Here is a 26,047-nt window from a genome sequence, read left to right as displayed (position 1 = left end):
CGGGTGTATAATTAATCGGCGTTGGTAAGGTTGTCCTTAACGGTGTTGTTTACCTGGGCTTTAGCTGCGCTCAACTCATTTTTATCTATGTTAACCCGGCTCACAATAGTTTCAGGAGCTTTTTTATTAGATAAAGCTAAAGCTGCAATTCCTGATGTTAATACAATGCCTAATATGATGATGAACTTTTTCATGATACTAATGATTTAATGAATAATGAATTAAAGAATGGATCGGTTATCAAATATTTCAATTAGTTAGCGCCGTCTGCCTGAGATAAGTTGCCTTTATCGCCGTTTACAGGAGCGTCCGGATCACCGTTAAAATCTGCCTGAGATAAGTTTCCTTTATCGGCTAAAGTGGTTGCTTTACGTTGTGCTTGTGGCTGTACGTTTTCTTTAGTGCACGAAGTGAAAGCTAAAGTGCTTAATAATATTGCTGCTGCTATGGTTAGTTTTTTCATTGTTGTATGGAGTTTTAATTATTGTTGGTTTGATTGCGTTATTATAAAAATTGGTTGTTAGTAGGAGTTGCGTTAATTAGTTAGCGCCGTCTGCCTGAGATAAGTTGCCTTTGTCGCCGTTTACAGGAGCATCCGGATCACCGTTAAAATCTGCCTGAGATAAGTTTCCTTTATCGGCTAAAGTGGTTGCTTTACGTTGTGCTTGTGGCTGTACGTTTTCTTTAGTGCACGAAGTGAAAGCTAAAGTGCTTAATAATATTGCTGCTGCTATGGTTAATTTTTTCATTGTCGTATGGAGTTTTAATTATTGTTGGTGTGTTGTTAATATAAAAATTGGTTGTTGTGGAGTTGCGTTAATTAGTTAGCGCCGTCTGCTTGTGATAAATTGCCTTTATCGCCGTTTACAGGAGCATCCGGATCACCGTTAAAATCTGCCTGAGATAAGTTTCCTTTATCGGCTAAAGTGGTTGCTTTACGTTGTGCTTGTGGCTGTACGTTTTCTTTAGTGCACGAAGTGAAAGCTAAAGTGCTTAATAATATTGCTGCTGCTATGGTTAATTTTTTCATTGTCGTTTGTTGTTTGGAGTACTAATTATTTGGTGTTGCTTAATTAATTTTAATAGTGTTGCGATTATTCGCCATCAGCCTGCGATAAATTAGCCTTATTGGTATTCGATAGTAAAGCGGCAGTGCCGTCAATATTCGGAGTATTAGGTTTTACTACAGCTTTATAATGTTGTTCAGGTGCCTGGATTTTTGATTTTACTTCCCCGCGGGTAAGTGCTGATAGCGTAATTGTAAGTAGTACAACTGCTCCGATAGTCCTTTTTTTCATGTTGTTATATTTTAAAAAGCCTCGATATAAATTAAATTTTTAGCATGAGAAATTCCTTTAAAAAACCATCATAACTTATTGTATTTTAGTTTGTTATAAACTTTACTTAAACAAACGGTACAAATGTATAAATGTTTTTTTAATTAAAAAAAAATGTTGAAAAAAAATTATTTTACATATCTTTTGTTAGTTTTATTACGTAATAAACAAAATTACGACTGGTATATTTATAATTTAAAAACGCAAATTTATTCCTTTATCACCACTGATGAAAATTATACGCTTAGGATCTTTCCTATTATTCATCTTGATATCTCCGTTGTACGTATTTGGTTTTCAAAAAGTTACCAGTGCCGATACAAGCGAGGTGATCAGGCTGAATAAAGAAGCGTATAAGGCGCGTTTATCTGAAGCTACAAAAACAGTAGCGCTTGGACGTAAAGCGCTTGCCCTGGCCAAAAAAATCAAAAATTATGACAATGGCGTAGGCGAATCTTACCGTATAATAGGTATTGGCTTAGGTTACCAGGACAACCAGCGCGAAGCAATTGACAATTATTTAGAAGCACTTACCTGGTTTGATAAGGCAAACAACAAAAACGGCGTAGCAAAGGTTTACAACAATATTGGAAATTTATACCGGGATAACGATCATAACGTGGCCCTGCAAAACTACAAGCAGGGCCTTAGTATAGCGCTCCATTTGCAGGATACCGCTTTATTGGCATCAATTAATTTAAACATAGGTAATGTTTATGTGCGTAAAAACCAATATCCGGATGCGTTGGCACAATTTGCTATCGCCCGCAAAATGTTCTCGATAGTAAAAGATAGCGCAAGCCTGATCAGTTGCCTGCAGAACACCGGAGTTGTGTACAACACAATCGGCAAGCCCGATAAAGCCAAGGAAATGTTATTAATGGCTAACAAAGGGGCCAAACAGTTGGAGATGAGCGCCACGATAGCCAGTATCGACATGACACTTGCCGATATTTATATCGCGCAAAACCAATTTGATAACGCCGAGAAATATATAAATGAGGGGTTGTCTTACTCGCAAAATAAAAGAACAGACTACGATTATAAATACACCCGCTACCAATTAGAGTATAAGCGTAAAAACTACGGTAAGGCGCTGGAGTATCTGAGCGATATTTATAAGTTGGATAGTATCGACTACCACGAATATGTTTCTAACCAGCTTAAACTCCTGAAGGCCTCGCATGCTAACGAAAAGACCCTGAAAGATCAACAGGTGGTTATCGCAAAGAATAGAAATAATCAGTTAATACTCACGGGTGCGGTAATATCATCTGTATTGCTAACCGGTTTAATTATTCTGCTTATTTTAAATGTTAAGCGTAAAGCGCAAACTAACAAGCGTTTAACCGAACTAAATGAAGAGGTATCGAGGCAAAAGGATAACCTCGACAGGATCAATCATCACCTGGAAGAAATTATAGATGAGCGTACCAAGGACCTTCAGATTAAGAACCGTAAACTATCTGATTACTCATCATATCTTTCGCACCAGATCAGGGGGCCTATAGCTACCCTTAAAGGCCTAATGAACCTTGAAAAAGAGGGCCTGGTTGATGAGAAGGAATGTATCTCGATGATGAATAAGTGCGTATCCGAAATTGATGACAAGATCATCGATATGAGTGATATGCTGCACGACCCCGACAGGGCGGGGTTTTAACAGAATAAGCAACGCCAGGTATGCATTGCCTCATAAAATTGTGATCCGGAAAATAGGGTTAATAAGTTTTGCAGCTTATTCAACTGCAAAACCTATTATATCATATAAAAACCCAATACAAATTGTTGTAGCTTTTAAACCGCAACTACGTTCTTATAACGTAACTCTTCGTATAAGCCAATAACCTTGCGTTGTAGTTCTACTATCTCGGCTTCGCAAATTTCAAGTTTCCTTTTAGCATCCTGCAGGTGCGATGACTGATAATCGTCCTGAATTTCTTCAAAAGATAGAAGCTGCACCAGGCTCATTTCAAAAATATCGGCAATTTGCTGTAAGCGTGATAAATTGATGTCGGTGATACCGGTCTCAATTTTTGAAAAAGCAGGTATAGAGATACCAAGCTTGTTGGCCACATCTTCCTGGCTCCAGTTGCGTTGGTGCCTTACCGCGCGGATGTTACGGCCTGCCGATTTGTTTGATTGGGTTTTGAAGTTCTCGTTCATAGTTCGTGAGCAATAATTTTATTATATATGGTCATCACTATAAACCAAAGCCCATGCCATTGCTATAATATTGCCTAATATAGCTTAAAACGCACTCTTTTTAAAGTATTGATTTAAAAATGGGGAATTACTTCCCCGTAAATTGGGTAATTATATGCAAGGGTTAATAATTGTAATTAATTGTGATTAATAGTTAACTATGCTATTCAAATAGTTTAATTCACAATGCGCAACTTGGCAAACTTTAATAGTAATTGCTTTTGGCCGATCTCTTTAAAAAAGATCGTCGCTTTTATATCTGGTTTGTTGCCTTCTAATTGCAATACCTTGCCAAAGCCGAAACGTTCGTGCTCCACCTCCATACCTGTTTGCAGTTTAGACGTATCAGACGGCGCGAAGCCCGGCGTAGGCACATGGGCCTTAGCCAAAATGGAAGTTGTTTTAGGTGGCGCCGATGGCGAAGTTGCCGGTGCTTTAGGTTTAGAGAAAGTATCGGGTTTGCGGCTCCAGGCAGTCCGCTCGTTCTCGAAAAACGAACTGGCAGCCGGTTTAGCCGTAAAATCCAGCTCAATGTATTTTGCGTCTATCTCATCTAAAAAGCGGCTTGGCTCGCAATTGATCAGCGTACCGAACTTAAAGCGCGACGTAGCATAGCTAATGGTTAACTTGGTTTTGGCACGTGTAACGGCTACATAAAATAACCGGCGCTCTTCCTCAAGGTCGCTGCGGGAGTTGAGCGACATTTGCGACGGGAATAAATTCTCCTCTAAACCCACCACATACACCTGCGGAAATTCCAGCCCTTTTGACGAGTGGATGGTCATCAGTGATACGGTATCGGCATCGGGGTTTTTGTCGTTATCATCGTTGGTTAATAACGCGATATCCTGCATAAATACATCAAGGCCTTTTTCTTCGATATCCTCGCGCTCCGAAAACTCTTTGATACCGTTCAATAATTCCTGTATGTTCTCATAGCGGTTAAGTCCTTCTACCGATTTATCTTCGTAAAGATCTTTCAATAAACCCGAGTGTTGCGCGATATGCAGGGCGGCATCATAAGCCGACATGTTTTTACCAATTACCTGGAAGCTTTGGATCAGCGTGCCGAAAGTAGCTACGGCACCGGCACTGCGGCCATCCATATACAGCTGCGCGTTGGTAATTACATCCCACTGGGTAACCTGGTGCTGATCGGCGGCGATAATGATCCGGTCGACGCTTGTATCGCCAATACCGCGTTTGGGATAATTGATCACGCGTTTCATGGCCACCTCATCATTGGGGTTAAACGTAAGGCGGAAGTAAGCGATCAGATCCTTAATTTCTTTGCGCTGATAAAAAGAGAGGCCCCCATAAATTTTATACGGCGTCCCCATTTTACGCAAGGCTTCCTCCATCGCGCGCGATTGTGCGTTGGTACGGTACAAAATGGCAAAGTCGCCCCATTTCAGGCCTTTGGTGCTGCGGTCCTGCATAATGGCTTCGGCCACTATTTTGCCCTCTTCATTATCGCTGAAAGCCCGCATTACCTTTATCCGGTCGCCAACCTCGTTCTCGCTGAAAACGTTCTTCTTCAGTTGCTCCTTGTTATTGGCGATAATGCTGTTTGCAATGTTTACAATGTTTTGCGTGCTGCGGTAGTTTTGCTCCAGTTTAAATACCTTCACATCCGGGTAGTCCTTTTCAAAGTTCAGGATATTTTGGATATTGGCCCCACGGAAGGCATAGATACTCTGCGCGTCGTCGCCCACTACGCAAATGTTTTCGGTAACAGCGGCCAGCTTCTTTACAATAAGGTATTGCGAAAAGTTAGTATCCTGATACTCATCCACCATAATATAGCGAAATTTGTGCTGGTATTTGTTCAGCACATCAGGGTAACTCTTCAGTAACTCGTTGGTTTTGAATAACAAGTCGTCAAAATCCATCGCCCCGGCTTTGTAGCAGCGCTGTGCATAGGTTTCGTATATCTTAGCTAAAAACGGGCGCCCGCTGGAATGGTCGTCGGCCTGTATCTGTTCGTTCTTGGCATATTCCATCCAACTGATCAGGTTATTCTTGGCTGCGGAAATACGATTGTACACAAAGTTGGCGCTATACAGCTTATCGTCCAGGTTCATCTCTTTTAAGATGGCCCGCAACACGCTTTTGCTATCGTCGGTATCGTAAATGGTGAAGTTGTTTGGATAGCCCAGTTTCTCGGCTTCTACACGCAGTATCTTTGCAAATACCGAGTGGAAGGTGCCCATCCATATATTCTTTGCCTCGGGGCCAACCACGTGGGTAATACGCTCGCGCATTTCTTTGGCGGCTTTGTTGGTAAAGGTTAAAACCAGTATGTTAAAGGCATCAACACCGCTGTTTATCAGGTGCGCCACACGATAGGTAATTACACGTGTTTTGCCCGATCCGGCGCCGGCAATGATCATTACCGGGCCTTTTAATTGTACTACTGCTCCTCGTTGTTCGGGGTTTAATCCCTGTAAGTAATCCAAATCTTGCTTCCTCTTTTCTGTAATCTGCGAAAATAATGTTTTTGAGGGGAAAGGTAAAAGCCGAAAGGTTAAAGGTTTTGCACAGTTTTTAAAAAGGTAAATTATTTACGCGTAACCAATACCAGCCACATCACCCACGCAAAAGGTAATAGCCAGATCAAATCGTTCCAAACATTCATCCAAATGAAAGATGGCTGCAATTGCCCAACATAAATATAATAAGCCGAACCAAAAGGCCCCAAAAATTTCCCGATAAAGCCAACCAGTATCAACGGCCAGTAACGTTCCGGATCGCGCGAAGCAAACCAGTAAGCAATGCCATAAACACCAACCAGCATCCCTACGCATCGCAAAATGATCAGCAGAAAATCAGTCGGAGGATTGCCAAACAACAATAGCTGCGGATAAAGTGAAATGACCGCTCCCCAAAACAAATTGTAGATGGCGGCCAGCAGCATAATTAACTTGGCCCATTTAAGTTTTGAGATGTATTGCATATACAGGTAAAGATAAAAATAGCGATAAAAAAATAGCGATGGGTTTTAAACCCATCGCTATAAAAGAGATTCCTTCTAATCTCTAATCTCTATTTCTTCCAGATATTATTACCACGGTTTACATCAGGTAATTGATGATCCGGATCAAGCTCTATGCTTTGGATACCGGCCGGGGCATTGTATTTAAATGTCCAGGTGCCGCCGCGCTGCCAGATGTTTACCGGCAGGTGTATAATTTCGGTTTTACCATCGCCCTGGGTGATCTTTGCATCAACCGGCATGGCCATTTTCTCCTTGTTAACCAGCGTGATGCGCATATCGTTAGCACCATCTCTTTTATCGTGCGTAACTGATGTTACGGCCTGGTCAATTGTCCAGGTGGTAAAGAACCACGGTTTAAAAAACCAGTTCAGGTCTTCGCCTGCGGCATCATTCATGGCGCGGAAAAAGTCGTAAGGTGTAGGGTGCTTCATTGCCCAGTTTTTAATATACTCGTGGAAGGCATAATCAAAACGATCATGACCCAATACCACATTGCGCAGCATATCTAAACCCAACGAAGTTTTTACGTAGTAAAAGCCATAATCGTTATTACCCACACCCATTGCTTCAGATGGCGTCATCAACGGGGTTTTCATAGCTGCCATGGGGGCCGCCAGGCCGATAGCCGGACGTGCTTCGGGGTGGTCATATTCGCCCTTGTTGAAGTATTTGGTAGAATATTGATTAATGAATGTGTTAAAACCCTCGTCCTGCCACATGTATTTGCGCTCGTTCGATCCAACGATCATCGGGAACCAGTTGTGGCCAATCTCATGGGTAACATCGCCCCAAAGTTGTTCGCCACCCCAGGTGCTCATACAGAAGATGATGCCCGGATATTCCATACCTAAAGCCACGCCCGATACGTTGACGGCGGAGTTCCATGGATATTCGTAGTATAATTTAGAGTAGATCTCCATACTGCCCTTCAGGTATTCGGTAGAGCGGTTCCAGCCGATAGCATTACTTTCTGCCGGGTAAGCCGACATAGAGATGCCCTTACGGCCCGACGGGAAATTAACCCTTGCACCATCCCAAATAAACGCTTTTGATGCAGCCCATGATACATCGCGGGTGTTCAGCATTTTAAAGTGCCACGTTAAAGGCTTGGTGCCCACATGGGCCGACGCCTGGCCAACTTCTTCAGGAGTGATAATGCTTACGGTTTTATCACTCGCGCGCATTTTAGCCATGCGGGCTTGCTGGGTAGGAGTAAGCACTTCGTTAGGGTTTTGCAGGTCGCCTGAGCCAACCACAGTCATGTTAGCGGGGGCGGTTACGTAGTAATCAAAATCGCCATACTCGCAGTAAAACTCGCCTAAGCCCATATAAGGCAGGGTGTTCCAGCCTTCCACGTCATCATATACGCACATGCGCGGGTACCATTGTGCAATTTCGTAAACTACGCCTTGCTTAAAGGTTTTGCGGCCCATACGGTCGGCGCCATAAAAGGGGATAGAGAAATCGTAATTAACCTTTACCGATATCTTATCGCCACCGGCACCAAGCGGAGTTTTAAGGCGTACCTGCATACGCGCATCGCTGATTACCGGTGTAACGGTATAAGTTTGGCCTTTGTAAGTAACGGTTACGGTACCGATATGATAACCACCGCGTGGATAAGGCTGACCGAAGCGGTTACCCTCGATAGGGGTAGTCGCATCGCCGCGCGAACCTTTTTCAAACATGTTCTGATCTAACTGCATCCACAGGTGATCCATTTTATCCGGGCTGTTATTGGTATAGTTTACCGTTACCTGTCCGCTGATGGTGGTATCCTTTGCCAGCTCGTTAATGGTAGCGTGAATTACGTAATCGGCGCGGTTTTGCCAGTATTTGGGCCCGGGTTTACCCGCCGGCGAACGCATTTCCGAACCGTTTGAGGGCCAGGTGATAGGGCCAAAAAGTTCGTAATTATTGTATTTGGTCGAATCGGGTTTGGATTGGGCGTGTATATTTGTTGCCGATAGCAGCAAACAACAAGCACCCGCAATGGTGTTTAGTTTTTGAAAACGCATGATCAGTTTGTTTTTGTTTTGCGCAAGGTAAGCAAAATAACAATTATGATCAGGCGGCTTATTATTCTTAAAATAATAAGTTTTAATTATTAGGCGGCCACGTGCTGCTTTATCAGTTGTAAAACCTCGTTATTTTGGTTGAGTTCGTTTTCCAAATCAAAATCATCTTGTAAACCCAGCCAAAACTTCGCCGAGTTGCCGAAAAACTTACTTAGCCGCAGAGCGGTATCGGCGGTAATTCTTCTGTTGCCTTTAATAATTTCTGATACCCGGGTTTGTGGTATCTTGGTTTCCTTAGCCAGCCTGTAAGCCGTTATATTCAGCGGGATTAAAAACTCCTCGCTTAAAATTTCTCCGGGGTGGATGTTAGGTAGTTTTTCCATTTTAGTGATAATCTATTATTTCTACATCACTGGCATTTCCGTTATTCCATTTAAAAATAATCCGCCATTGATCGTTAATCCTAATGCTGTAATAATCTTTTAGATCACCCTTTTTCTTTTCCAACTTATTTGATGGCGGAATAGTTAAATCCTGAATGTTTTGCGAGTTATTGATCATTCTAAGCTTTCTTCTACCGATTGTTTGTATTTCAATAGGTAGTTTAACCACTCTGACACCATTCCATATTTTTTCTGTGTCTTTAGAGCCAAAAGAAGTAATCATAGTATTGCAATACGTTACTAACGTCAAAGGTAATTATTAAAGCCGAAATTTTATCTGCTTCTTAAAATAATCTGCACATTTGCACAAAGGTACATCTACAATATAAAAATCAATGAACCATCTCGCTAATTCGTCATCGCCATATTTATTACAGCATGCCAACAACCCGGTAGATTGGTATCCCTGGGGGCCAGAGGCATTGCAAAAGGCCAGGGACGAAAATAAATTGATCCTGGTGAGTATCGGCTACTCGGCCTGCCATTGGTGCCATGTAATGGAGCACGAAAGTTTTGAAGATGAAAGCGTAGCGGCCGTAATGAACGAGTATTTTGTGTGTATTAAGGTAGATAGGGAAGAACGCCCCGACGTTGACCAGATCTATATGAGCGCCGTACAACTCATGACCGGCAGAGGCGGTTGGCCTTTGAACTGTATCTGCCTGCCCGATCAGCGGCCGATATATGGTGGCACCTATTTCCGCAAGAACGACTGGACAAGCCTGCTGTTTAACCTGGCCGATTTTTACAGGAACAAACCTGCTGAGGCAGCCGAGTATGCCGATAAGCTAACTGCGGGCATTAAGCAATATGAATCAGTAAGTTTTGTGAAGGAACAGGCGGCATACACAACAGTCGATTTGGAGAAGATAGTAAGCAACTGGATGCGCTATTTCGATACCCTTGAGGGCGGCATGGGTAGCGAACCAAAATTCCCGATGCCCAATAACTGGCTGTTTTTGATGCGGTACGCTTATTTAATGGGCGATGGAAAGGTTACCGACATTGTAAAGCTCACGCTAAGGAAGATGGCCTATGGGGGTATTTATGATCATGTTGGTGGCGGCTTTGCCCGTTATTCAGTAGACAGGCGCTGGCACATCCCGCATTTTGAGAAAATGCTGTATGATAATGCACAGCTAATAAGCGTTTATGCCGAAGCCTACACCTGGCAGCCCGATCAGCTATACAAACACATTGTCGCCGAGACCATTGCCTTTACCGAGCGCGAACTGATGTCGCCCGAATATGGCTTCTACTCGGCTTTAGATGCGGATAGCGAGGGGGTAGAGGGTAAGTTCTACAGCTTCAGCAAAGCCGAATTGGTTGATCTTTTAGGTGAAGATGCCGATGTCTTCTGCATCTATTATAATGTAACCGAACACGGCAACTGGGAAGAAGAGGAGACCAACGTATTCTTCCGGAATAATGATGATGACCTGCTGGCCGAAAAATTGGGATTATGTACGGCCGATCTGCAGGCCATCATTCATCGTGCTAAAGCAAAGGTGTTGACTGAAAGAAGCAAGCGTATACGGCCCGGACTGGATAATAAAATACTGGCTTCGTGGAATGGATTAATGCTGAAGGGTTTGTGCGATGCTTATCGTGTTTTTGATATCCCGGAATATTTGGAATTGGCATTGAAGAATGCGGAGTTTATCACCCAAGATCTTATCACATCAGATAATAAACTGATACGTGTTTATAAAAAAGGCTCCGCCGAAGGCATTGCATTTTTAGATGACTATGCTAATGTGATCGACGCATTCATAGCGCTTTATGAAGTTACTTTTGATGTGCAATGGTTAACCCGCGCAAAAGACCTAACCAATATCACCATCGCCGACTTTTATGATGAAGCTAACGGCATCTTCTTTTATACCGGCGATGGCGATGAGCAACTGATCGCCCGTAAATCGGAGATCATGGATGGGGTGATCCCATCTTCAAACTCGGTAATGGCGCGTAACCTTAAAAAACTGTCGCTGTTTTTTGATGATGAGCGGTATGCTGAGATATCATCGCAACTGCTCAGGAACATCTTCCCGCTGATCGCCAAGTATGGTTCGTCTTACTCAAACTGGGCCATTTTATTGCAGGAGGAGGTATTGGGCATTAATGAAATAGCTGTTACAGGGGCCGATGTATCAGCTGTACGTAAACAACTGGAACAAAACTACATTCCCAATAAAATAATGTTGGGCGGTAACGTAGAAAACTTACCTTTGCTGCAAAACAGGGTAGGCGTGCAAACGCGTATCTTTATTTGTAAAGATAAAACCTGCGGATTACCATCGGAAACGGTGGATGAAGCACTAAAACAAATAGGCCGCTAAGGCTATTATATTAGTAAAACATAACCCACAATTATGAAGATTGAAGCCCAACACGTAGTGTCTTTAACCTACGATCTGTATGTTAATAATGATCAGGGTACCGAGGAACTGGTAGAAAGCGCCACCCTTGAACAACCCCTTACCTTTTTATTCGGCGCAGGCCAAATGCTGCCTAAGTTTGAAGAAAACCTGAGCACCCTATCAACCGGCGATGCTTACGATTTTCGTTTATCTGCTGAAGATGCTTACGGCGAAATTAATGAAGAAGCCGTTGCTAACCTGCCAAAGGAAATGTTCCAGGGCCAGGACCTGCCTGAAATTGGCAGCATATTACCTTTGCAGGATAACCAGGGCAATCACTTCCAGGGCCAGGTAGTATCAATTGCCGAAGACGGCGTGATCGTAGACTTGAACCACCCAATGGCCGGCCAGGCGCTACACTTTAAAGGCAATATCGTAAACGTTCGCCCGGCAACTCCGGAAGAACTGGCGCACGGCCACGCGCATGGGCCGGATGGTCATCACCATCATTAATTAGTGATAGACTGATAAGTGGCAATTTAACCATAAAGGTCACAAAGGAAAAGCCACAAAGGCCGCAAAGATCTTGTTGTAAAACAGGGTCTTTGTGGCCTTTATATTTTAGCGGATACTGAAATTACTTTGTGATCTTAGTGTTTCTGTTCTTTGTGTCCTTTGTGGTTAAATACCACAAAGGTCGCCGTCAAAAATCTAAACAAACCCTGTATTTTGTTTGTATATTTATTATGCCAATACACATGATAGACGAGATACCGGTTATTAAAGTGCGCGCTATGGAATGCGCCGATACCACCGACGAATTAGCTGCCGAGGAACCTTTGGAGATCCGCCTGGAACACGGCCCTGATTTCCATCGCGAGGTGAAGAATATTTCGGTTACTATGCGTACGCCCGGTAATGATGCCGAACTGGCCGTTGGCTTCCTGTTTACCGAAGGCATCATCCGTTCAGTAAGCGAGGTGTTGTTTGCCCGGCATAACTTTGCCTGTAACGAGAACCGGCAGAATGTGATCCAGGTATCGCTGCGATCAAACATCGTCCCCAACTTAAATACTGCCGACCGGAATTTTTACACCACATCCAGTTGCGGGGTTTGCGGTAAATCGTCTATCAATTCCATCCGCACGGTAAACCAATATGACGGTGCCGATGATAATAATTGTGTTAGTGCTACCACGCTTTATGATATGCCCGAGCAATTGCACGAGCAACAGGAAATATTCGCGCAGACCGGCGGCTTGCATGCCTCGGCCTTGTTCTCATCGTATGGTGAGTTGCTGTTAGTGCGCGAGGATGTGGGCAGGCACAACGCTTTAGACAAACTAATTGGTGCCGCGCTAAACGAAGACCTGTTGCCGCTAAACGATAAGGTGCTGCTGCTAAGCGGCCGCGCCAGTTTTGAACTGGTGCAAAAGGCAGCTATGGCCGGGATAAATATTATTGCAGCCATTGGTGCACCATCCACACTGGCGGTACAACTGGCCGAGGAGTTTGATATTACCCTTTGCGGTTTTTTACGCGGGCACCGCTTTAATATTTATACATCGCCGCACCGCATTGTATTAACCTAACCTGTATATGAAGATTCGCATTAAAGGAAACAGCATACGCTACCGTTTAACCCGGTCGGAGGTGGAGCGTTTTGGTATCGATGGTATGATTAAAGAAGCAACCCACTTTGGTAATAAGGTATTAAGCTATGTATTGCAGAAAACCGATGCCGAAAATATTACGGCCAGCTTTGAGGATGATACCATCACGCTGCTGATGCCCCAAAACATGGCTACCGAATGGACGCTTAGCGATAGAGTAGGCTTTGAAAATGTATCCGGCGAGTTGAGCCTGTTTATTGAAAAGGATTTCCAGTGTTTGGATAATGTGGCCGAGGATCAGAGCGATAATTACCCCAATCCATTAGCGGTACATAACCATGAGTAAAGTTAAAGAGCAGCCCAACGCCGAAAACCCCGAAGAATTAACCGGGTTAAAGGTTACCGAGCCTAAGGAATGGGCCGCGGGTATCCCTGCTGTGCTGGCTGCCTTTAAGGATGTACTGGAGGAAGAAAATCCTGTGCGCGGTATGCGCGCCTTACTGCACATGAACCAAAAAGCAGGCTTCGACTGCTCAAGCTGTGCCTGGCCCGATCCGGATGATGACCGCTCGCCCATAGCCGAATATTGCGAGAATGGCGCCAAGGCGCTTGCCTGGGAGGCCACTAATAAAAAGCTTACGCCCGAATTCTTCGCTAAAAACTCCATCGCCGATCTGGCCCGGATGAATGATTTTGAAATGGGCAAGACCGGCCGCATTGCGCAGCCTGTTTACCTGCCCCAAGGTGGTACACATTACCAGCCCATCAGTTGGGATGATGCTTTTAAAAAGATAGCTGCGAACCTTAATGGCTTGTCATCTCCCGATGAGGCCGCATTTTATACATCGGGGCGTACCAGTAACGAGGCTTCGTTTGTTTACCAGTTGTTTGCGCGCGAGTTTGGTACCAATAATATGCCCGATTGCTCTAATATGTGCCACGAATCTACGGGCGTCGGCCTGGCCGAAGTGATCGGCATTGGCAAGGGCACTGTTACGCTGAATGATTTTTACGATACGGATATCATCATTATTATGGGGCAAAACCCGGGTACCAATCACCCGAGGATGCTTACCGCGCTGGAAAAGGCCAAAAAGCGGGGGACAAAGATCATCGCCATAAATCCTCTGCACGAAGCCGGTTTGACCGCCTTTAAAAATCCGCAGACGGTAAAAGGCTTGTTAGGTATCAGTACGCCGCTGGCAGATCTGTACCTGCAGGTAAAAATAAACGGTGACATGGCCCTGCTTAAGGCTTTGGAGATACTACTATATAAAGCTGAGCAGGAAAACCCGGGAACGGTGTTCGATAAAAAGTTTATCGAAGAAAATACGGTTGGTTACCTCGAACTTGTCAATAGCTGGCACCAATATAAAGTTGCAGATCTGGCAAATGAGGCCGGAGTGCCCTTAAGTCAGCTACAGGAAGCGGCAAACATGATAAGCCATGCCGGTAAGATGATCATCTGCTGGGCAATGGGTATCACACAGCATGTTAATGGTGTGGCCACTATTAAGGAGATAGTAAACCTGGCCTTATTGAAAGGGGCCATCGGTAAATCAGGCGCAGGGCTTTGCCCGGTACGTGGACATAGCAATGTGCAGGGCAACCGCACCATGCTGATATGGGACAAACCCAAAAAAGAGCAGCTGGATAAACTAAAAAACTTTTTTGGTTTCGACCCCCCGCGTAAACCCGGTTATGATGTAGTGGAAGCCATTAAGGCCATGCACGAAGGTAAACTAAAGTTCTTTTTCAGTATGGGCGGTAATTTCTTGTCGGCTACGCCGGATACCACTTACACTGCCGAAGCTATGCGTAAACTGAAACTGACAGTGCACGTATCAACCAAGTTAAACCGCGCGCACCTGGTGCATGGCGAAGAAACACTGATACTACCCACCTTTGCCCGGAGCGATAAGGACACCACAGGCGGTATAGACCAGATCGTCAGTTGCGAAAACTCGATGGGGGTGATGCAGCAATCCCAGGGAATGCTGAAGCCGGTGTCCGATCAATTTTTAAGCGAAACGGATATCGTTTGCCGGATGGCAAAAGCCACGCTGGGCGATAAGTCGGTGGTAGATTGGGACAAGTATGCTTCAAACTACGACCATATCAGGACAGATATTGAAGAGGTGATCCCGGGATTTAAGGATTATAATAAACGCATCCGCGAACCCGGGGGCTTTTACCTGCCCAATGCGGCCCGCGATGGTAAATTTAAGACGGCAAAATATGGCGATAAGGCTGCATTTACTGTAAACGAACTGCCCCAAAACAATATGGCCGATGACGAATACGCCATGACCACTATCCGCAGCCACGACCAGTTTAATACGACCATTTATGGACTGGACGACCGCTACCGCGGCATTCACCAGGAACGCCGGGTAATATTTATGAATCCTAAGGATATTGCTTCAGCCGGTTTTACGGCTGGCGATAAGGTAGACTTGTACAGCTATTTTAAAGGCAAGGAGCGGGTTGCGCGCTTATTCGTTATTGTATCTTACAATATCCCTGAACGTAATACGGCTACCTATTTTCCCGAAGCAAACGTGCTGGTACCGATAGACAGCGTAGCTGAGGGTAGCAATACGCCTACAAGTAAATTGGTTTATATCAAGATCAGGAAACATGGGGCGTGAATGGGGGATCATCCATTTTTACTGTGTTTAAAACAGCATAAATATCCGTGTAACATGTTTTTGATTGCTTTTTTATTTAACTATTTGATAATCAGTGTTTTGAATTAAAAAATTACCCAAATTGTGTTACATTGTGTTAACCTTTTTTCGGACTCTTTTTATCCTCCGTTAAGGATGCATTCACCATGGCTTTGAAGCCGATCATTAAAACCTTACCTTAGTGCTGCAAACCACTCAATATAATGACAAGCCGGAAACATATTCTTGTATCGGTCATTGCGCTGATTGTCAGTATAAATACCTTTGGCCAAACCATTAAAGTGGCAGTCGCGGCCAACCTGCAATCGGTAATAAAAGTACTGGGCGATGATTTTAAAAAGCGCAGCGGTGTTACTATCGAACCTATCGTCGGTTCATCGGGCAAACTGGTAGCGCAGATCGCCAACGGCGCGCCTTACGATGTTTTTCTTTCGGCAGATATGGAATTTTCGCAGAAATTATCGGATGCGGGACTTACCGAACAAGCCCCGGTAGTTTATGCCCTGGGCAGCCTGATCATTTGTACCACACAAAACATCAGTCTTAAAAATTGGGATAAACTGATTACTACCGATCAGGTGGGCAAAATAGCTATAGCCAATGCGGCGATAGCCCCCTACGGCCGCGCGGCGGAAGAGACCCTGACCAAACTGAACCTGCTGGATAAAGTAAAACCGAAACTTGTTTACGGCGAAAGCATATCGCAGGTGAATACCTACATTACTACAGGAGTGGCTTCGGTAGGTTTCACCACACAGTCGCTGGTGATGGATCCGGCCAATACCACCAAAATCAACTGGCAGCGTATCGACACTAAAACTTACGCGCCGATACAGCAAGGCATGGTACTGCTTAAAAAAGCGACCAATAAAGTCAATGCCGAAAAATTTTATAAATACACGTTAAGCGCTCCTGCCAAAAGCATCCTAAAAAAATATGGTTATATCATACCCTAACTAACATGGACTGGTCGCCCATATGGTTATCTGTAAAGCTGGCAAGTATCACCACCTTGTTGCTGCTGCTTATCGGTTTGCCGCTGGCTTATTGGTTAAGCAAAGGCCGTTCGGTATTGCGTGTGTTGCTTGAAGCACTGATTACCATGCCGCTGGTATTGCCGCCATCGGTATTGGGGTTTTACTTGCTGATCGCTTTTAGTCCGCAGCATGGGGTGGGGAAGTGGCTGCATGATACGTTTAATATTCAGTTTGTGTTCTCGTTCCCGGGATTGATACTCGCTTCTGTTATTTACAGCTTACCTTTTATGATCGGGCCTATCAAATCGGCTTTACAGCATTTGCCGCATTCATGGGCGCAGGCATCGTACACGCTGGGTAAAAGCGAACGCGAAACCTTTTTGCAGGTCTTGCTGCCTAATATCAAAGCATCGGTATTAACGGCCATGGTCATGACCTTCGCGCATACCATGGGCGAGTTTGGCGTGGTGCTGATGATTGGCGGCAATATCCCCGGCGTTACTAAAGTGGCATCCATCGCCATTTACGATTCGGTGGAGAGTATGGATTACCATCTGGCCAATAATTACTCGCTGCTGTTATTTGCTTTTACGTTTATTATCGTAACCGCCGTATTTATTTTTAATCGTAACAAAGCCAAAAGTCCACTGGAATGATAGTAGCCGAGATCCATAAAAAACTAACGGCCGGCCATGGGCAAGTTGACCTGCAAGTGAAATTGCAGGCCGAAAAAGGCAGTATCACGGTTATACACGGCCCGTCAGGAGCAGGTAAAACAACCTTCCTGAAAATTATTGCCGGATTGACCCATGCGAATCAGGGCCTTGTTGTAATCGACGATCAGGTTTGGCTGGATACAGCAAACGGGATCAACCTGTTGCCGCAACAGCGCAAAGCCGGCTTTGTATTTCAAAACTACGCGCTGTTTCCCAATATGACCGTCCGCCGCCATTTGGAATATGCCACAAGTGATGCATTATGGATAACTGAACTGCTAAAAATAGGTGGCCTGGATGGATTGGCCGACCGTAAACCCGATTACCTATCGGGCGGGCAGCAGCAACGCCTGGCTATTTTGCGGGCCATGGCCAATAAACCGGCTTTACTGCTGATGGACGAGCCCTTCTCTGCCCTCGACGCAAAAACAAAGGCCGGCTTACTAGCCGACCTTAAACAACTTTGGGATAAACTGCAAACTACGGTAATCATTGTAAGCCACAATCTGCAGGAGTTGGCCGGCATTGCTACCGGCGAACTTTATATCGAAAGCTAAATCAGCTTACTGCTTTGGTTTTTTGTTTTCTTCTATAAATCCATAAAACGATATCGGGTCGCGGTTAAGGTTGGTTACGCTTAAGGTGCCGTAGCCGTTGTTAGATACATTCAATATCATTTGCCTTACATCCTTAGTATCTGTGGGTTTAATAACAATCTCGTAGCCACCCTTTTTGGCGGTACTGGCGTAAGTAAATTTTGTGGACGTAAATTGCATGTCGTTCTGTGTCGGGTTCATCGGCGCCACATAGGCGCGGCCATAGTACGGCAGGTATGATATTACGCTGTCGCCCGTTATGCGCACATCATATTCCGCTGTTAAATTGACGTTACCGCCACGCATGGGGTTTGCCGTTTGTGCGGTAAATGTGAAGTTTTTGCTTTCTAAGATTTTTTGCATCGCGGCTTCCTTTGCAGCCACTTTATCCTTCCGGCTTTGTGCCTGGCTTACACTTGTGCCGGCCAGTGCAATGGTCAGCGCAAGTAATGTGGTCTTTAATATTTTCATGATCATATAATTTTTATCGTATGATGTAAGGCGTAGCCATATTCCATAAAACGTAAAAGAAATATTTACCAATATATTATTAGAACTAATTTACCTGTAATAGTTTAAACAAACAAAAAGCCACCCGGTTTATGGCGGGTGGCTTTTGTAAGCCCTCTCCGTTGGAGAGGGTTTAGGTGAGGTTCTTTATATCATGCTCACACTACGGTTCACAAACTCGGTTAAATCTGCACCGGTCAATAAACCTTGTGACAATAATGCCAGGTCAAATGCCTGTTTGGCTAAGCGGCTTTGCTCGGCTGTATCTTCGGTTTGCAATATACGGGTGATCAGTTTATGGTTACCGTTCACTACCACTTTATAATTATCGGGCATGTTGCCGTAAAAGCCCATGCCACCACCCATAGCTGCCATATCCTTCATACGGCGCATAAACTCGTCCATGGTTACGGTTACCGGTAGTTCATCGGGGTTAAGGCTTTCCAGTTCAACTTTAAAGGCCGGTTTGTTAATAGCGCTGTCGAAGATGGTTTTCACCTGTCCACTTTGCTCTTCAGTTAGGATGTGTGCCGGGGCATCATCTTTTTTGATCAGTTTATCGGCCACATCAGCATCAACACGTTTCAGCGATGTTTTTTCCAGCTTCTGCTCCAGGTGACTGATAAAGTGGTTATCAATCGGTGAGTTCATCAGCAACACATCATAACCTTTTTTATTGGCCGATTGGATAAACGCATCCTGCTTGGCCGGATCGTTGGTGTAGATATAGATCAGCTGACCGTCCTTATCGGTCTGTGCATCGGCCACCTTATCTTTATATTCGTTAAGGGTATAGTTCTTTTTGTCCTCGGTGCTGGTCAGCAATACAAAATCTTTGGCTTTGTCGTAAAATTTCTCTTCGCTAATGATACCGTATTTTACAAACAGGCCAATATCGCTCCATTTTTCTTCGTAAGCGGCACGGTCGGCTTTAAACAGGTCTGAAAGTTTGTCAGCTACTTTCTTAGTGATATAGCTGTTGATCTTCTTCACGTTGCTATCGGCCTGCAGGAAGCTGCGCGATACGTTTAGCGGGATATCCGGTGAATCGATAACCCCGTGCAGCAACATCAAAAACTCCGGAACGATATCCTTCACCTCATCAGTAATAAATACCTGGCGCGAGAACAGTTTGATCTTGTTTTTGGTCATCTCAAAATCGTTCTTCACCTTAGGGAAGTACAATACACCCGTGAGGTTAAACGGATAGTCCACATTCAGGTGGATCCAGAACAAAGGTTCTTCGCTGAACGGATACAATTCCTTATAGAAATTCAGGTAGTCCTCATCCTTTAATTCAGATGGTTGCTTGGTCCAGATGGGGTTGGTATCGTTAATAATGTTATCAACCTCCACATCCTTTGTTTTTGGCTTGCCATCGGCATCTTCGCCATCAGGCTCCTGCTCGGTATTGGTACCGAACTTTATGGGGACAGGCAGGAATTTGGCGTATTTATCCAGTATCTCCTGTAATTTGTATTTGCTCAGAAACTCTTCGCTTTCGGCATTTATGTGTAATATCACATCGGTACCGCGGGTAGTGCGGGTACCTTCGCCAATTTCAAACTCGGTGCTACCATCGCAAGTCCAATGGGCGGGTTCAGCGCCTTCCTGGTAGCTTAGGGTCTGTATCTCTACACGGTCGGCCACCATAAAGGCAGAGTAGAAGCCCAAACCAAAGCGACCGATGATCTCGTTCGCATCCTTGGCTTCCTTAAACTTCTCCATAAACTCGGTAGCGCCCGAGAATGCGATCTGGTTGATATACTTCTTGATCTCGTCGGCGGTCATACCTAAACCGTTATCGGAGATGGTAATGGTCTTTGCATTTTCATCGAAAGCTACTTCAACCTGCAGTTCGCCCAGTTCGCCATTGTATTGGCCTAATGATGCCAGACGTTTTACTTTTTGGGTAGCATCAACCGCGTTTGATACCAGTTCGCGCAGAAAGATCTCGTTATCTGAGTAAAGGAATTTTTTAATGATAGGGAAGATGTTCTCGGTGTGTATCGAAATGGTGCCTTTTTCTTGCGTCATATCTGTTATATTTTTTTGATTGTTGTTTTTTGATTGTATAACAGTGCAATATCAATGCGTGTACCAAAGGGTGGGGGCTTGTCAAATTGGCAGATTGATTAATATAGAAATGTTATTGCTAAAATTTCTATATTGCTATCAATGAAAATCAATATGCCTTTGCTGGTTTTGATATTGTTATCAAAATTAAGTTTCTGTCAACCCGAATCACAAAAGTTTAAATCATCGAAATTAAAAAATGTGCACCTTTCGACTGTCGAATTGAAAGGCAAGTTTACCGATAATGATTTTTCGCAATTGTGGACTAAAACGGAAAATAAATTTGTGTATGGATTTATTGGTGATAACTATCGGCGCATACGTATAAAGTTTATCAATGTAACTAAAGATAGTGCTGGTAGCTATGCGGTTTATGGTAAATCGATGGTTGGCAATAACAAATGTTCCTTTAAAGGAAGTATTGTTGTTTCAAACGTCAGAAAATACAAATCCATAAGTTACGGTGTAGATAATGAGTATAAAAGCAAAGGTATTGTTGGTAATTATACCATAATTGGCGAGTATATTTTAATTGAAGATAATGCAGAACCCTTTTCGGGGGTATTTAGCGGTGTATTTAAGACTGATTTTTATTTAACTAAAGATAATAGGGTGCACTACGATAATACTGAAATGGATGCCGATGGTTATACTAATAATGAATTTGTAGGTATATGGACAGATAATAAAACGAAATCGATTAAAATATGTAATTGGGGTGATTATAGAGTACCCAATTCAGGAAATTTAGATGTTGGAGCAGGGGAGTTCTCGCCTAATGAAAAATATCTGCCGTTTGGATGGCAAACCTTACGTGATGCAAATTCCGAAAAGCCAATATCCATCAAAGCAAGAAAAGAAGAGCAGCGCATCTGGTGGCAATAGCCTTAAATTTAAACCGTTTTAATAACCTTTTCCCGATATCCAAACATCACAATTAACACCCCCACAAAAACCATTAGTCAGGTGATTATAGCCGTACTCCATAAAAATACCTGCCAGCAACTGGCCAATCACATCGCGTGTAAGGATACTTACTACAAAGCACAAACCCACTGTTAGCCAAAGCAGGGTAGTATGCTTTTATTGCCGGAGCATATTGAACAAATATGTATATGTAAAACCGGTACACACATGGTGATGCCCCCAAACCTATGCATTTTATAAATATTAGTATATTTAAAACTATATAGTTAGTTTTACTGTATGAAAACACCAATATACACCTTAGCGTTTGTTGCTTCAATATTCCTTTTTAGTTGTGGCCAGGGTAAAAAAAGCAACGCGATAAATATGGGCCATTTATCAGAAGGCAAACATTGTTATGTAGCTGCGTTAGAAGGCGATTCGGCCACATTAACGTTTGACATTGATAAGTATGGTAGTATAAAAGGACAGTTGAACATCAACTACCAAAAAGCCGACAGCGCCGTAGCTTCGCGCGAAAATACGGCGGGGGATCTGATCAAGGGCGAATTTAGGGGTGATACACTGTTTGCTGATTATAGCTTTAAGAGCGGCAAAACCGGTAAGGAAAAGTATGCCAACCCGGTTGCCTTATTACACAAGGGCGATACCTTAGTGATGGGCCGCGGACGGATTTACGAATATTTAGGCCGCACTTACTTCGACCCTAAAACGCCTATAGATTTTTCAAAAAGCAAGTTCCGCTTTATGCCGGTTGAGTGTAAGAAATAAACTTTATATCGATTCCAGGAAAAGTTCTTCTACTTTCTTCCGTGCCCAATCCGTTTTACGTAAAAACTTCAGGCTCGATTTAATGCTCGGGTCGCTTAAAAAGCAATTGATACGGATGCGGTAACCCAGTTCGGGCCAGCCATATTTTTCTACCAGGAAGGTTAGGATAGCTTCCAGCGTTTTGCCATGCAGCGGGTTATTGGGTTGTTCGGCCATGTGGCAAATTTACGTAATGGCTTGTAATAAATTATCAATTACTGTGTGTAGCTCCCGTTCTGTAGCTTCATCAGTAATATTCCCGTTTGTATCCATTTTAGCGCGGATAAAGGGGATAAGCAAAGTCGCGTCATCAACTATGTTTGCAGATAATGCGCCAAGCGTTGTTAATAGCGATGGGTGCGCGTAGCTGCCCTGCGATGAAGCAGTAATGACCGCTACCGGCTTATCTACAAAGTTTCCGGTGGCGACTGTCCAGTCGAGCAGGTTTTTTAGTGAACCCGGCAAGCCGAAGGCATATTCGGGTGTACAGATGATCACAGCGTCGGCTTCATCTAATTGGTTGTGCAAGCTTTGTACCGCTTTCGGAAATGCTTCATCCTCGGCCGCCGGAATAAAGTGGGGCAGGTCGCCCATGCCATCGTAAATATCATAGCTGATATCCGCAGGTAACCAGGTACCGATGAGTTTTAATATTTGCGTATTTGATGAGCGATCGCGCAAACTGCCCGATATGGCTAATATTGTTTTACTCATTTGCTTATATAAAGTACGTCGTTGCGAGCGGTAGCGTGGCAATTCCCAAAATGCAGAGCGGCTTTGCATACCGGGGATTGCCACGTCGTTTCACTCTTCGCAATGACGTGATTTTTATGAATGACTTACGGCGCAAACTGTAGCAAAAATGCCGATCCTTTTCCCTCTACCGATTGCACCTGGATATTGCCCTTATGCAGTAGCATGATCTGTTTACATAAGCTAAGCCCAATACCGCTGCCCGTTTTGCGGGTGCTAAAAAACGGAATAAATATCTTATCCAAAAGCTCGGGCGGCATACCGACGCCGTTATCGGCAATTTTTACAATCGTCTTATTATTTGCCTGTAACTCGGCCGATAGGGTGATGCGTGGCTCTTCACGGTCCTTCACCGCTTCAATTGCGTTTACCAGCAGATTGATCACTACCTGCTCCAACAGGTTAATATCCGCTTCGATGGCCAGCATCGGGTCGCGCAGAATGATCTCCAGTTCGATATGCTTCTTTTCAAGCGTTGGTTGCATCAGGTTACTCAGGTTCTCGAAAAGATTACGGACCAACACCTTTTTAAGATCAAGCTTGGTGATCTTATTTAAATTACGGTAGCTTTCGGTAAACTTCAGCAGGCCTTCGCTGCGGCGCTTAATGGTATCGATACCTAATTCCAAGTCCTCCAGTTCGCTGCTTACCGCGCTGTTGGCAATCTCCGGACTTTGTAGCCGGTTTTTTAACGTATCGGCCAGTGATGAGATAGGCGCTACCGAGTTCATGATCTCGTGCGTCATTACGTTCAGCAGCTTTTGCCATGCCTTCGATTCAGTTTCGTCCAGCGCTTCGCTTACGTTTTGGAAGGCGAGTAATTTATACAAACGGTCATCGCTACGCAACACACTGGCTGTAACCAATACCTTTATTAGTTGCTGATTGCGGGTCATGGATACCACTTTACTGTCGCCAGGCTTCAGGTTAATCACCTCGGCATACAGCGCCGGCTCCCTTTTTTCCAGCGAATGGATAGTTTTTAAATAAGGGACTGTCATCAGCTTTTTAAACGATTCGTTGATCCAGCCAGTTTCACCGGTTTCCGAATCGTACGACAGGATGCCGGTATCCACCAGTTCCAACACTTTTTGCAGGTAATGATATTGGGTCTCGCGTTCGCGGCTGATAAGTTTAAAGGTGCTGTTGATCTCGTTAAACCCCTTGCGCAGTGGCTTCAACTCTGTAGGGGCGCGGCGCTCATCAAAATGGCGTGAAAAATCACGATAGTGTATCGATTCCACAAACTGACTTACCTCATCCTGCGCTTTTTTCTGAAAGCGGATCAGGTCTACCATTTGATAAACGATCAATGGTACCGCGAATACCAGGTAAATAAAAAGCCCCCCAACAACCAAAAACGCCGCTGCCGTTAAGGTAATAAACAGTGCGAATACACGCACCAAAAAGCGCCACTCGTATCGTTTATATATCATATTTACTCAATCTGCGGTAAAGGGCGGTACGGGTAAGGCCAAGTTCCTTGGCGGCGCGGGTAATGTTGCCGTTATGCTTATCAATCACGCGTAAAATAGCGTTCTTCTCCATTTCGCTCAGCGGGATATTATCATCTATCTCCACAGTCTCTACGGCAGTTTCCAGCGATGAAAAGATCAGGTCGTCGGTTTTAAGGATATGGTCATCGGCCATAATCACTGCACGCTCTATCGAGTATTGCAACTCACGCACATTGCCGGGATAGTTATATTGCTTTAGTTTGGTGAGGGCTGCCGGCTCAAAATCCATGGTCGGCTTTGCATATTTAGATGCATACAATTTAGCAAAATGACGGGCCAGCAGTACAATATCGTTATTACGTTTGCGCAAAGGCGGCATGGTGATCTCTACCGTGTTGATACGGTAGATCAGATCCTTACGGAAGCGGTTTTCGTTAGCCAATTCCTGTAAGGGCACGTTAGTAGCGCAGATCAGGCGGATATCGATATCTATCGGCTTATTGGTACCTAAACGTGTAACCTGTCGATTTTGCAACACGGTAAGCAGTTTGGCTTGCTGTTGCAGGCTGATGTTGCCAATCTCATCTAAAAAAAGCGTGCCGCCATGTGCATCCTCAAAGCGGCCGGGGCGGTCTTCGCGGGCATCAGTAAAAGCGCCTTTTTTATGGCCGAACAATTCACTTTCAAACAAGGTATCGGTCAGCGCGCCTACATCCACCTTAATAAAAGGTTTATTGGCCCGCATCGATCGTTCGTGTATGGCCTTCGCCATCAAATCCTTACCAGTTCCGTTTTCGCCCAATATCAATATATTGGCATCGGTAGGGGCTATCTTATTTACCTTATGAAAAATATCCTGCATCGCGTCCGATTCACCCAGTATCGAGGTAGAACCAGCCGTGCTTTTAGCGGGCGACTTAACCGTTTTTACGCCTTCTTGCTTATCCAGCAGGTCTTTTATGGTTTCAATCAGCTTTTCATTGTGCCATGGCTTTACAATAAAATCATTTGCACCCTCTTTCAACGAACGCACTGCCAGGTCGATATCGCCATAAGCGGTGATCATGATCACGCAAACGTTGGGCTTCCATTCTTTAATCTTACGTAACCAGTAAATACCCTCGTTGCCGGTGTTAATGGCGCTGTTAAAGTTCATGTCCAGCAATACCAAATCTATTTGGTTACGCTGCAGCAGCCAGTTCAGGTTCTCCGGGTTTTTCTCGGTGATCACTTCCTGGGCTTCGGTTTTTAGCAATAGCTTTACGGCCGTAAGTACGTCGGTGTCGTCATCAACAATTAAAACGTTCGCTTTTTTAAGTATCATTTTATACGATAGATTGAAACCGTTAAAGTAGTTAAAAATGTTTGGTTAAGTGTAGGGCTGAAAATTTAACCACAAAGTGCACTAAGGCTTTCACAAAGGTCACAAAGAAATTAAGTCATATAACTCTGTGTTCTCTGTGACTCTTTTCTTTGTGTTCTTTGTGGTTAAATCATCGGCATAACATACTTGTACCTATGCCATAAATAGCTAATTTAATACCCATATTGCCAACTTGCT

At 44.2% G+C, this 26,047-nt stretch carries 28 protein-coding genes; 11 read left to right on the top strand and 17 right to left on the bottom strand.

The genetic code is table 11. The features are described from left to right. Window positions 1-11: 11 nt before the first annotated feature. The 5 genes from HQ865_RS10245 to HQ865_RS10225 all read right to left on the bottom strand — a co-directional run bounded on the left by HQ865_RS10245 (window position 12) and on the right by HQ865_RS10225 (window position 1,298). Window positions 12-194 (bottom strand): hypothetical protein, encoded by a 183-nt coding sequence (locus HQ865_RS10245; RefSeq protein WP_173414811.1) that lies wholly within the window; start codon window positions 192-194, stop codon window positions 12-14. A 59-nt stretch (window positions 195-253) separates the two neighbouring features. Beyond that, complete coding sequence (locus tag HQ865_RS10240) at window positions 254-463, bottom strand: hypothetical protein (RefSeq protein WP_173414810.1); 210 nt, start codon at window positions 461-463, stop codon at window positions 254-256. Window positions 464-539: 76 nt separating this feature from the next. Beyond that, complete coding sequence (locus tag HQ865_RS10235) at window positions 540-749, bottom strand: hypothetical protein (protein ID WP_173414810.1); 210 nt, start codon at window positions 747-749, stop codon at window positions 540-542. Window positions 750-820: 71 nt separating this feature from the next. After that, a complete protein-coding gene (locus tag HQ865_RS10230; protein WP_173414810.1) occupies window positions 821-1,030 on the bottom strand; it encodes a hypothetical protein in 210 nt (69 codons plus the stop codon). Between the two features lie 64 nt (window positions 1,031-1,094). Next, window positions 1,095-1,298: a hypothetical protein gene (locus tag HQ865_RS10225; protein WP_173414809.1), complete on the bottom strand. Its 204-nt coding sequence runs from the start codon at window positions 1,296-1,298 to the stop codon at window positions 1,095-1,097. Between the two features lie 268 nt (window positions 1,299-1,566). Between HQ865_RS10225 and HQ865_RS10220 the strand changes: the two genes are divergently transcribed. Next, window positions 1,567-3,000: a tetratricopeptide repeat protein gene (locus tag HQ865_RS10220; protein ID WP_173414808.1), complete on the top strand. Its 1,434-nt coding sequence runs from the start codon at window positions 1,567-1,569 to the stop codon at window positions 2,998-3,000. Between the two features lie 134 nt (window positions 3,001-3,134). On the opposite strand, the gene HQ865_RS10215 is transcribed toward HQ865_RS10220, so the two are convergent. The 6 genes from HQ865_RS10215 to HQ865_RS10190 all read right to left on the bottom strand — a co-directional run bounded on the left by HQ865_RS10215 (window position 3,135) and on the right by HQ865_RS10190 (window position 9,224). Beyond that, window positions 3,135-3,503 carry a helix-turn-helix domain-containing protein gene (locus HQ865_RS10215; RefSeq protein ID WP_173414807.1) on the bottom strand — a complete coding sequence of 123 codons (369 nt, stop codon included), beginning with the start codon at window positions 3,501-3,503 and terminating at the stop codon, window positions 3,135-3,137. A 215-nt stretch (window positions 3,504-3,718) separates the two neighbouring features. After that, on the bottom strand, window positions 3,719-6,001 hold the full coding sequence (locus tag HQ865_RS10210) for an ATP-dependent helicase (RefSeq protein WP_173414806.1): 2,283 nt from the start codon (window positions 5,999-6,001) through the stop codon (window positions 3,719-3,721). A gap of 101 nt (window positions 6,002-6,102) precedes the next feature. Beyond that, complete coding sequence (locus HQ865_RS10205) at window positions 6,103-6,498, bottom strand: hypothetical protein (RefSeq protein WP_202020466.1); 396 nt, start codon at window positions 6,496-6,498, stop codon at window positions 6,103-6,105. Between the two features lie 89 nt (window positions 6,499-6,587). Further along, window positions 6,588-8,558, bottom strand: coding sequence for a M1 family metallopeptidase (locus tag HQ865_RS10200; RefSeq protein ID WP_173414805.1), 1,971 nt, complete (start codon window positions 8,556-8,558; stop codon window positions 6,588-6,590). An 89-nt stretch (window positions 8,559-8,647) separates the two neighbouring features. Then, window positions 8,648-8,941, bottom strand: coding sequence for a HigA family addiction module antitoxin (locus HQ865_RS10195; RefSeq protein ID WP_173414804.1), 294 nt, complete (start codon window positions 8,939-8,941; stop codon window positions 8,648-8,650). 1 nt (window position 8,942) lies between these two features. Further along, window positions 8,943-9,224 (bottom strand): type II toxin-antitoxin system RelE/ParE family toxin, encoded by a 282-nt coding sequence (locus HQ865_RS10190; RefSeq protein WP_173414803.1) that lies wholly within the window; start codon window positions 9,222-9,224, stop codon window positions 8,943-8,945. A 112-nt stretch (window positions 9,225-9,336) separates the two neighbouring features. Here HQ865_RS10190 and HQ865_RS10185 point away from each other — a divergent pair, with 112 nt between their 5' ends. From HQ865_RS10185 to HQ865_RS10150, 8 genes are all read left to right on the top strand, one after another. After that, window positions 9,337-11,340, top strand: coding sequence for a thioredoxin domain-containing protein (locus HQ865_RS10185; RefSeq protein WP_173414802.1), 2,004 nt, complete (start codon window positions 9,337-9,339; stop codon window positions 11,338-11,340). A gap of 33 nt (window positions 11,341-11,373) precedes the next feature. Next, window positions 11,374-11,874 carry an FKBP-type peptidyl-prolyl cis-trans isomerase gene (locus tag HQ865_RS10180; RefSeq protein WP_173414801.1) on the top strand — a complete coding sequence of 167 codons (501 nt, stop codon included), beginning with the start codon at window positions 11,374-11,376 and terminating at the stop codon, window positions 11,872-11,874. Window positions 11,875-12,107: 233 nt separating this feature from the next. Next, window positions 12,108-12,953, top strand: a complete 846-nt coding sequence (gene fdhD / locus HQ865_RS10175; RefSeq protein WP_173414800.1) for a formate dehydrogenase accessory sulfurtransferase FdhD — start codon at window positions 12,108-12,110, stop codon at window positions 12,951-12,953. Between the two features lie 7 nt (window positions 12,954-12,960). Further along, window positions 12,961-13,320, top strand: a complete 360-nt coding sequence (locus tag HQ865_RS10170) for a DUF7009 family protein (RefSeq protein ID WP_173414799.1) — start codon at window positions 12,961-12,963, stop codon at window positions 13,318-13,320. Further along, window positions 13,313-15,625 carry an FdhF/YdeP family oxidoreductase gene (locus HQ865_RS10165; protein WP_173414798.1) on the top strand — a complete coding sequence of 771 codons (2,313 nt, stop codon included), beginning with the start codon at window positions 13,313-13,315 and terminating at the stop codon, window positions 15,623-15,625. Before HQ865_RS10170 ends, HQ865_RS10165 begins: the two co-directional genes overlap by 8 nt. A gap of 242 nt (window positions 15,626-15,867) precedes the next feature. Further along, window positions 15,868-16,620, top strand: a complete 753-nt coding sequence (gene modA / locus HQ865_RS10160) for a molybdate ABC transporter substrate-binding protein (RefSeq protein ID WP_173414797.1) — start codon at window positions 15,868-15,870, stop codon at window positions 16,618-16,620. Window positions 16,621-16,625: 5 nt separating this feature from the next. Further along, on the top strand, window positions 16,626-17,297 hold the full coding sequence (gene modB / locus HQ865_RS10155; RefSeq protein WP_173414796.1) for a molybdate ABC transporter permease subunit: 672 nt from the start codon (window positions 16,626-16,628) through the stop codon (window positions 17,295-17,297). Further along, window positions 17,294-17,914, top strand: coding sequence for an ATP-binding cassette domain-containing protein (locus tag HQ865_RS10150; protein ID WP_173414795.1), 621 nt, complete (start codon window positions 17,294-17,296; stop codon window positions 17,912-17,914). The genes modB and HQ865_RS10150 overlap by 4 nt, the downstream gene beginning before the upstream one ends. A gap of 6 nt (window positions 17,915-17,920) precedes the next feature. Here HQ865_RS10150 and HQ865_RS10145 read toward each other — a convergent pair whose 3' ends face one another. Both HQ865_RS10145 and htpG read right to left on the bottom strand, forming a co-directional pair. Then, window positions 17,921-18,424: a DUF4251 domain-containing protein gene (locus HQ865_RS10145; protein WP_173414794.1), complete on the bottom strand. Its 504-nt coding sequence runs from the start codon at window positions 18,422-18,424 to the stop codon at window positions 17,921-17,923. A 186-nt stretch (window positions 18,425-18,610) separates the two neighbouring features. Further along, window positions 18,611-20,500 (bottom strand): molecular chaperone HtpG, encoded by a 1,890-nt coding sequence (gene htpG, locus HQ865_RS10140; protein ID WP_173414793.1) that lies wholly within the window; start codon window positions 20,498-20,500, stop codon window positions 18,611-18,613. Between the two features lie 141 nt (window positions 20,501-20,641). Between htpG and HQ865_RS10135 the strand changes: the two genes are divergently transcribed. Then, a complete protein-coding gene (locus HQ865_RS10135) occupies window positions 20,642-21,424 on the top strand; it encodes a hypothetical protein (RefSeq protein WP_173414792.1) in 783 nt (260 codons plus the stop codon). Between the two features lie 321 nt (window positions 21,425-21,745). Then, the gene (locus HQ865_RS10130; protein WP_173414791.1) at window positions 21,746-22,237 is read left to right on the top strand and encodes a hypothetical protein; all 492 of its coding nucleotides are present in this window, start codon (window positions 21,746-21,748) and stop codon (window positions 22,235-22,237) included. A gap of 3 nt (window positions 22,238-22,240) precedes the next feature. Here the strand turns inward: HQ865_RS10130 and HQ865_RS10125 are convergent, their stop codons facing one another. From HQ865_RS10125 to HQ865_RS10110, 4 genes are all read right to left on the bottom strand, one after another. Beyond that, window positions 22,241-22,453 (bottom strand): VF530 family protein, encoded by a 213-nt coding sequence (locus tag HQ865_RS10125; RefSeq protein ID WP_173414790.1) that lies wholly within the window; start codon window positions 22,451-22,453, stop codon window positions 22,241-22,243. A gap of 9 nt (window positions 22,454-22,462) precedes the next feature. After that, window positions 22,463-22,990 (bottom strand): NADPH-dependent FMN reductase, encoded by a 528-nt coding sequence (locus HQ865_RS10120; RefSeq protein WP_173414789.1) that lies wholly within the window; start codon window positions 22,988-22,990, stop codon window positions 22,463-22,465. 125 nt (window positions 22,991-23,115) lie between these two features. Next, window positions 23,116-24,465: a sensor histidine kinase gene (locus tag HQ865_RS10115; protein ID WP_173414788.1), complete on the bottom strand. Its 1,350-nt coding sequence runs from the start codon at window positions 24,463-24,465 to the stop codon at window positions 23,116-23,118. After that, the gene (locus tag HQ865_RS10110) at window positions 24,455-25,810 is read right to left on the bottom strand and encodes a sigma-54-dependent transcriptional regulator (RefSeq protein ID WP_173414787.1); all 1,356 of its coding nucleotides are present in this window, start codon (window positions 25,808-25,810) and stop codon (window positions 24,455-24,457) included. The genes HQ865_RS10115 and HQ865_RS10110 overlap by 11 nt, the downstream gene beginning before the upstream one ends. Window positions 25,811-26,047: the final 237 nt, after the last annotated feature.

The sequence above is a fragment of the Mucilaginibacter mali genome (assembly GCF_013283875.1).
Lineage (GTDB): Bacteria > Bacteroidota > Bacteroidia > Sphingobacteriales > Sphingobacteriaceae > Mucilaginibacter > Mucilaginibacter mali.
The sequence above is the reverse complement of the archived record's forward strand: the minus strand, read 5'-3'. Positions and strand labels throughout refer to the sequence as shown.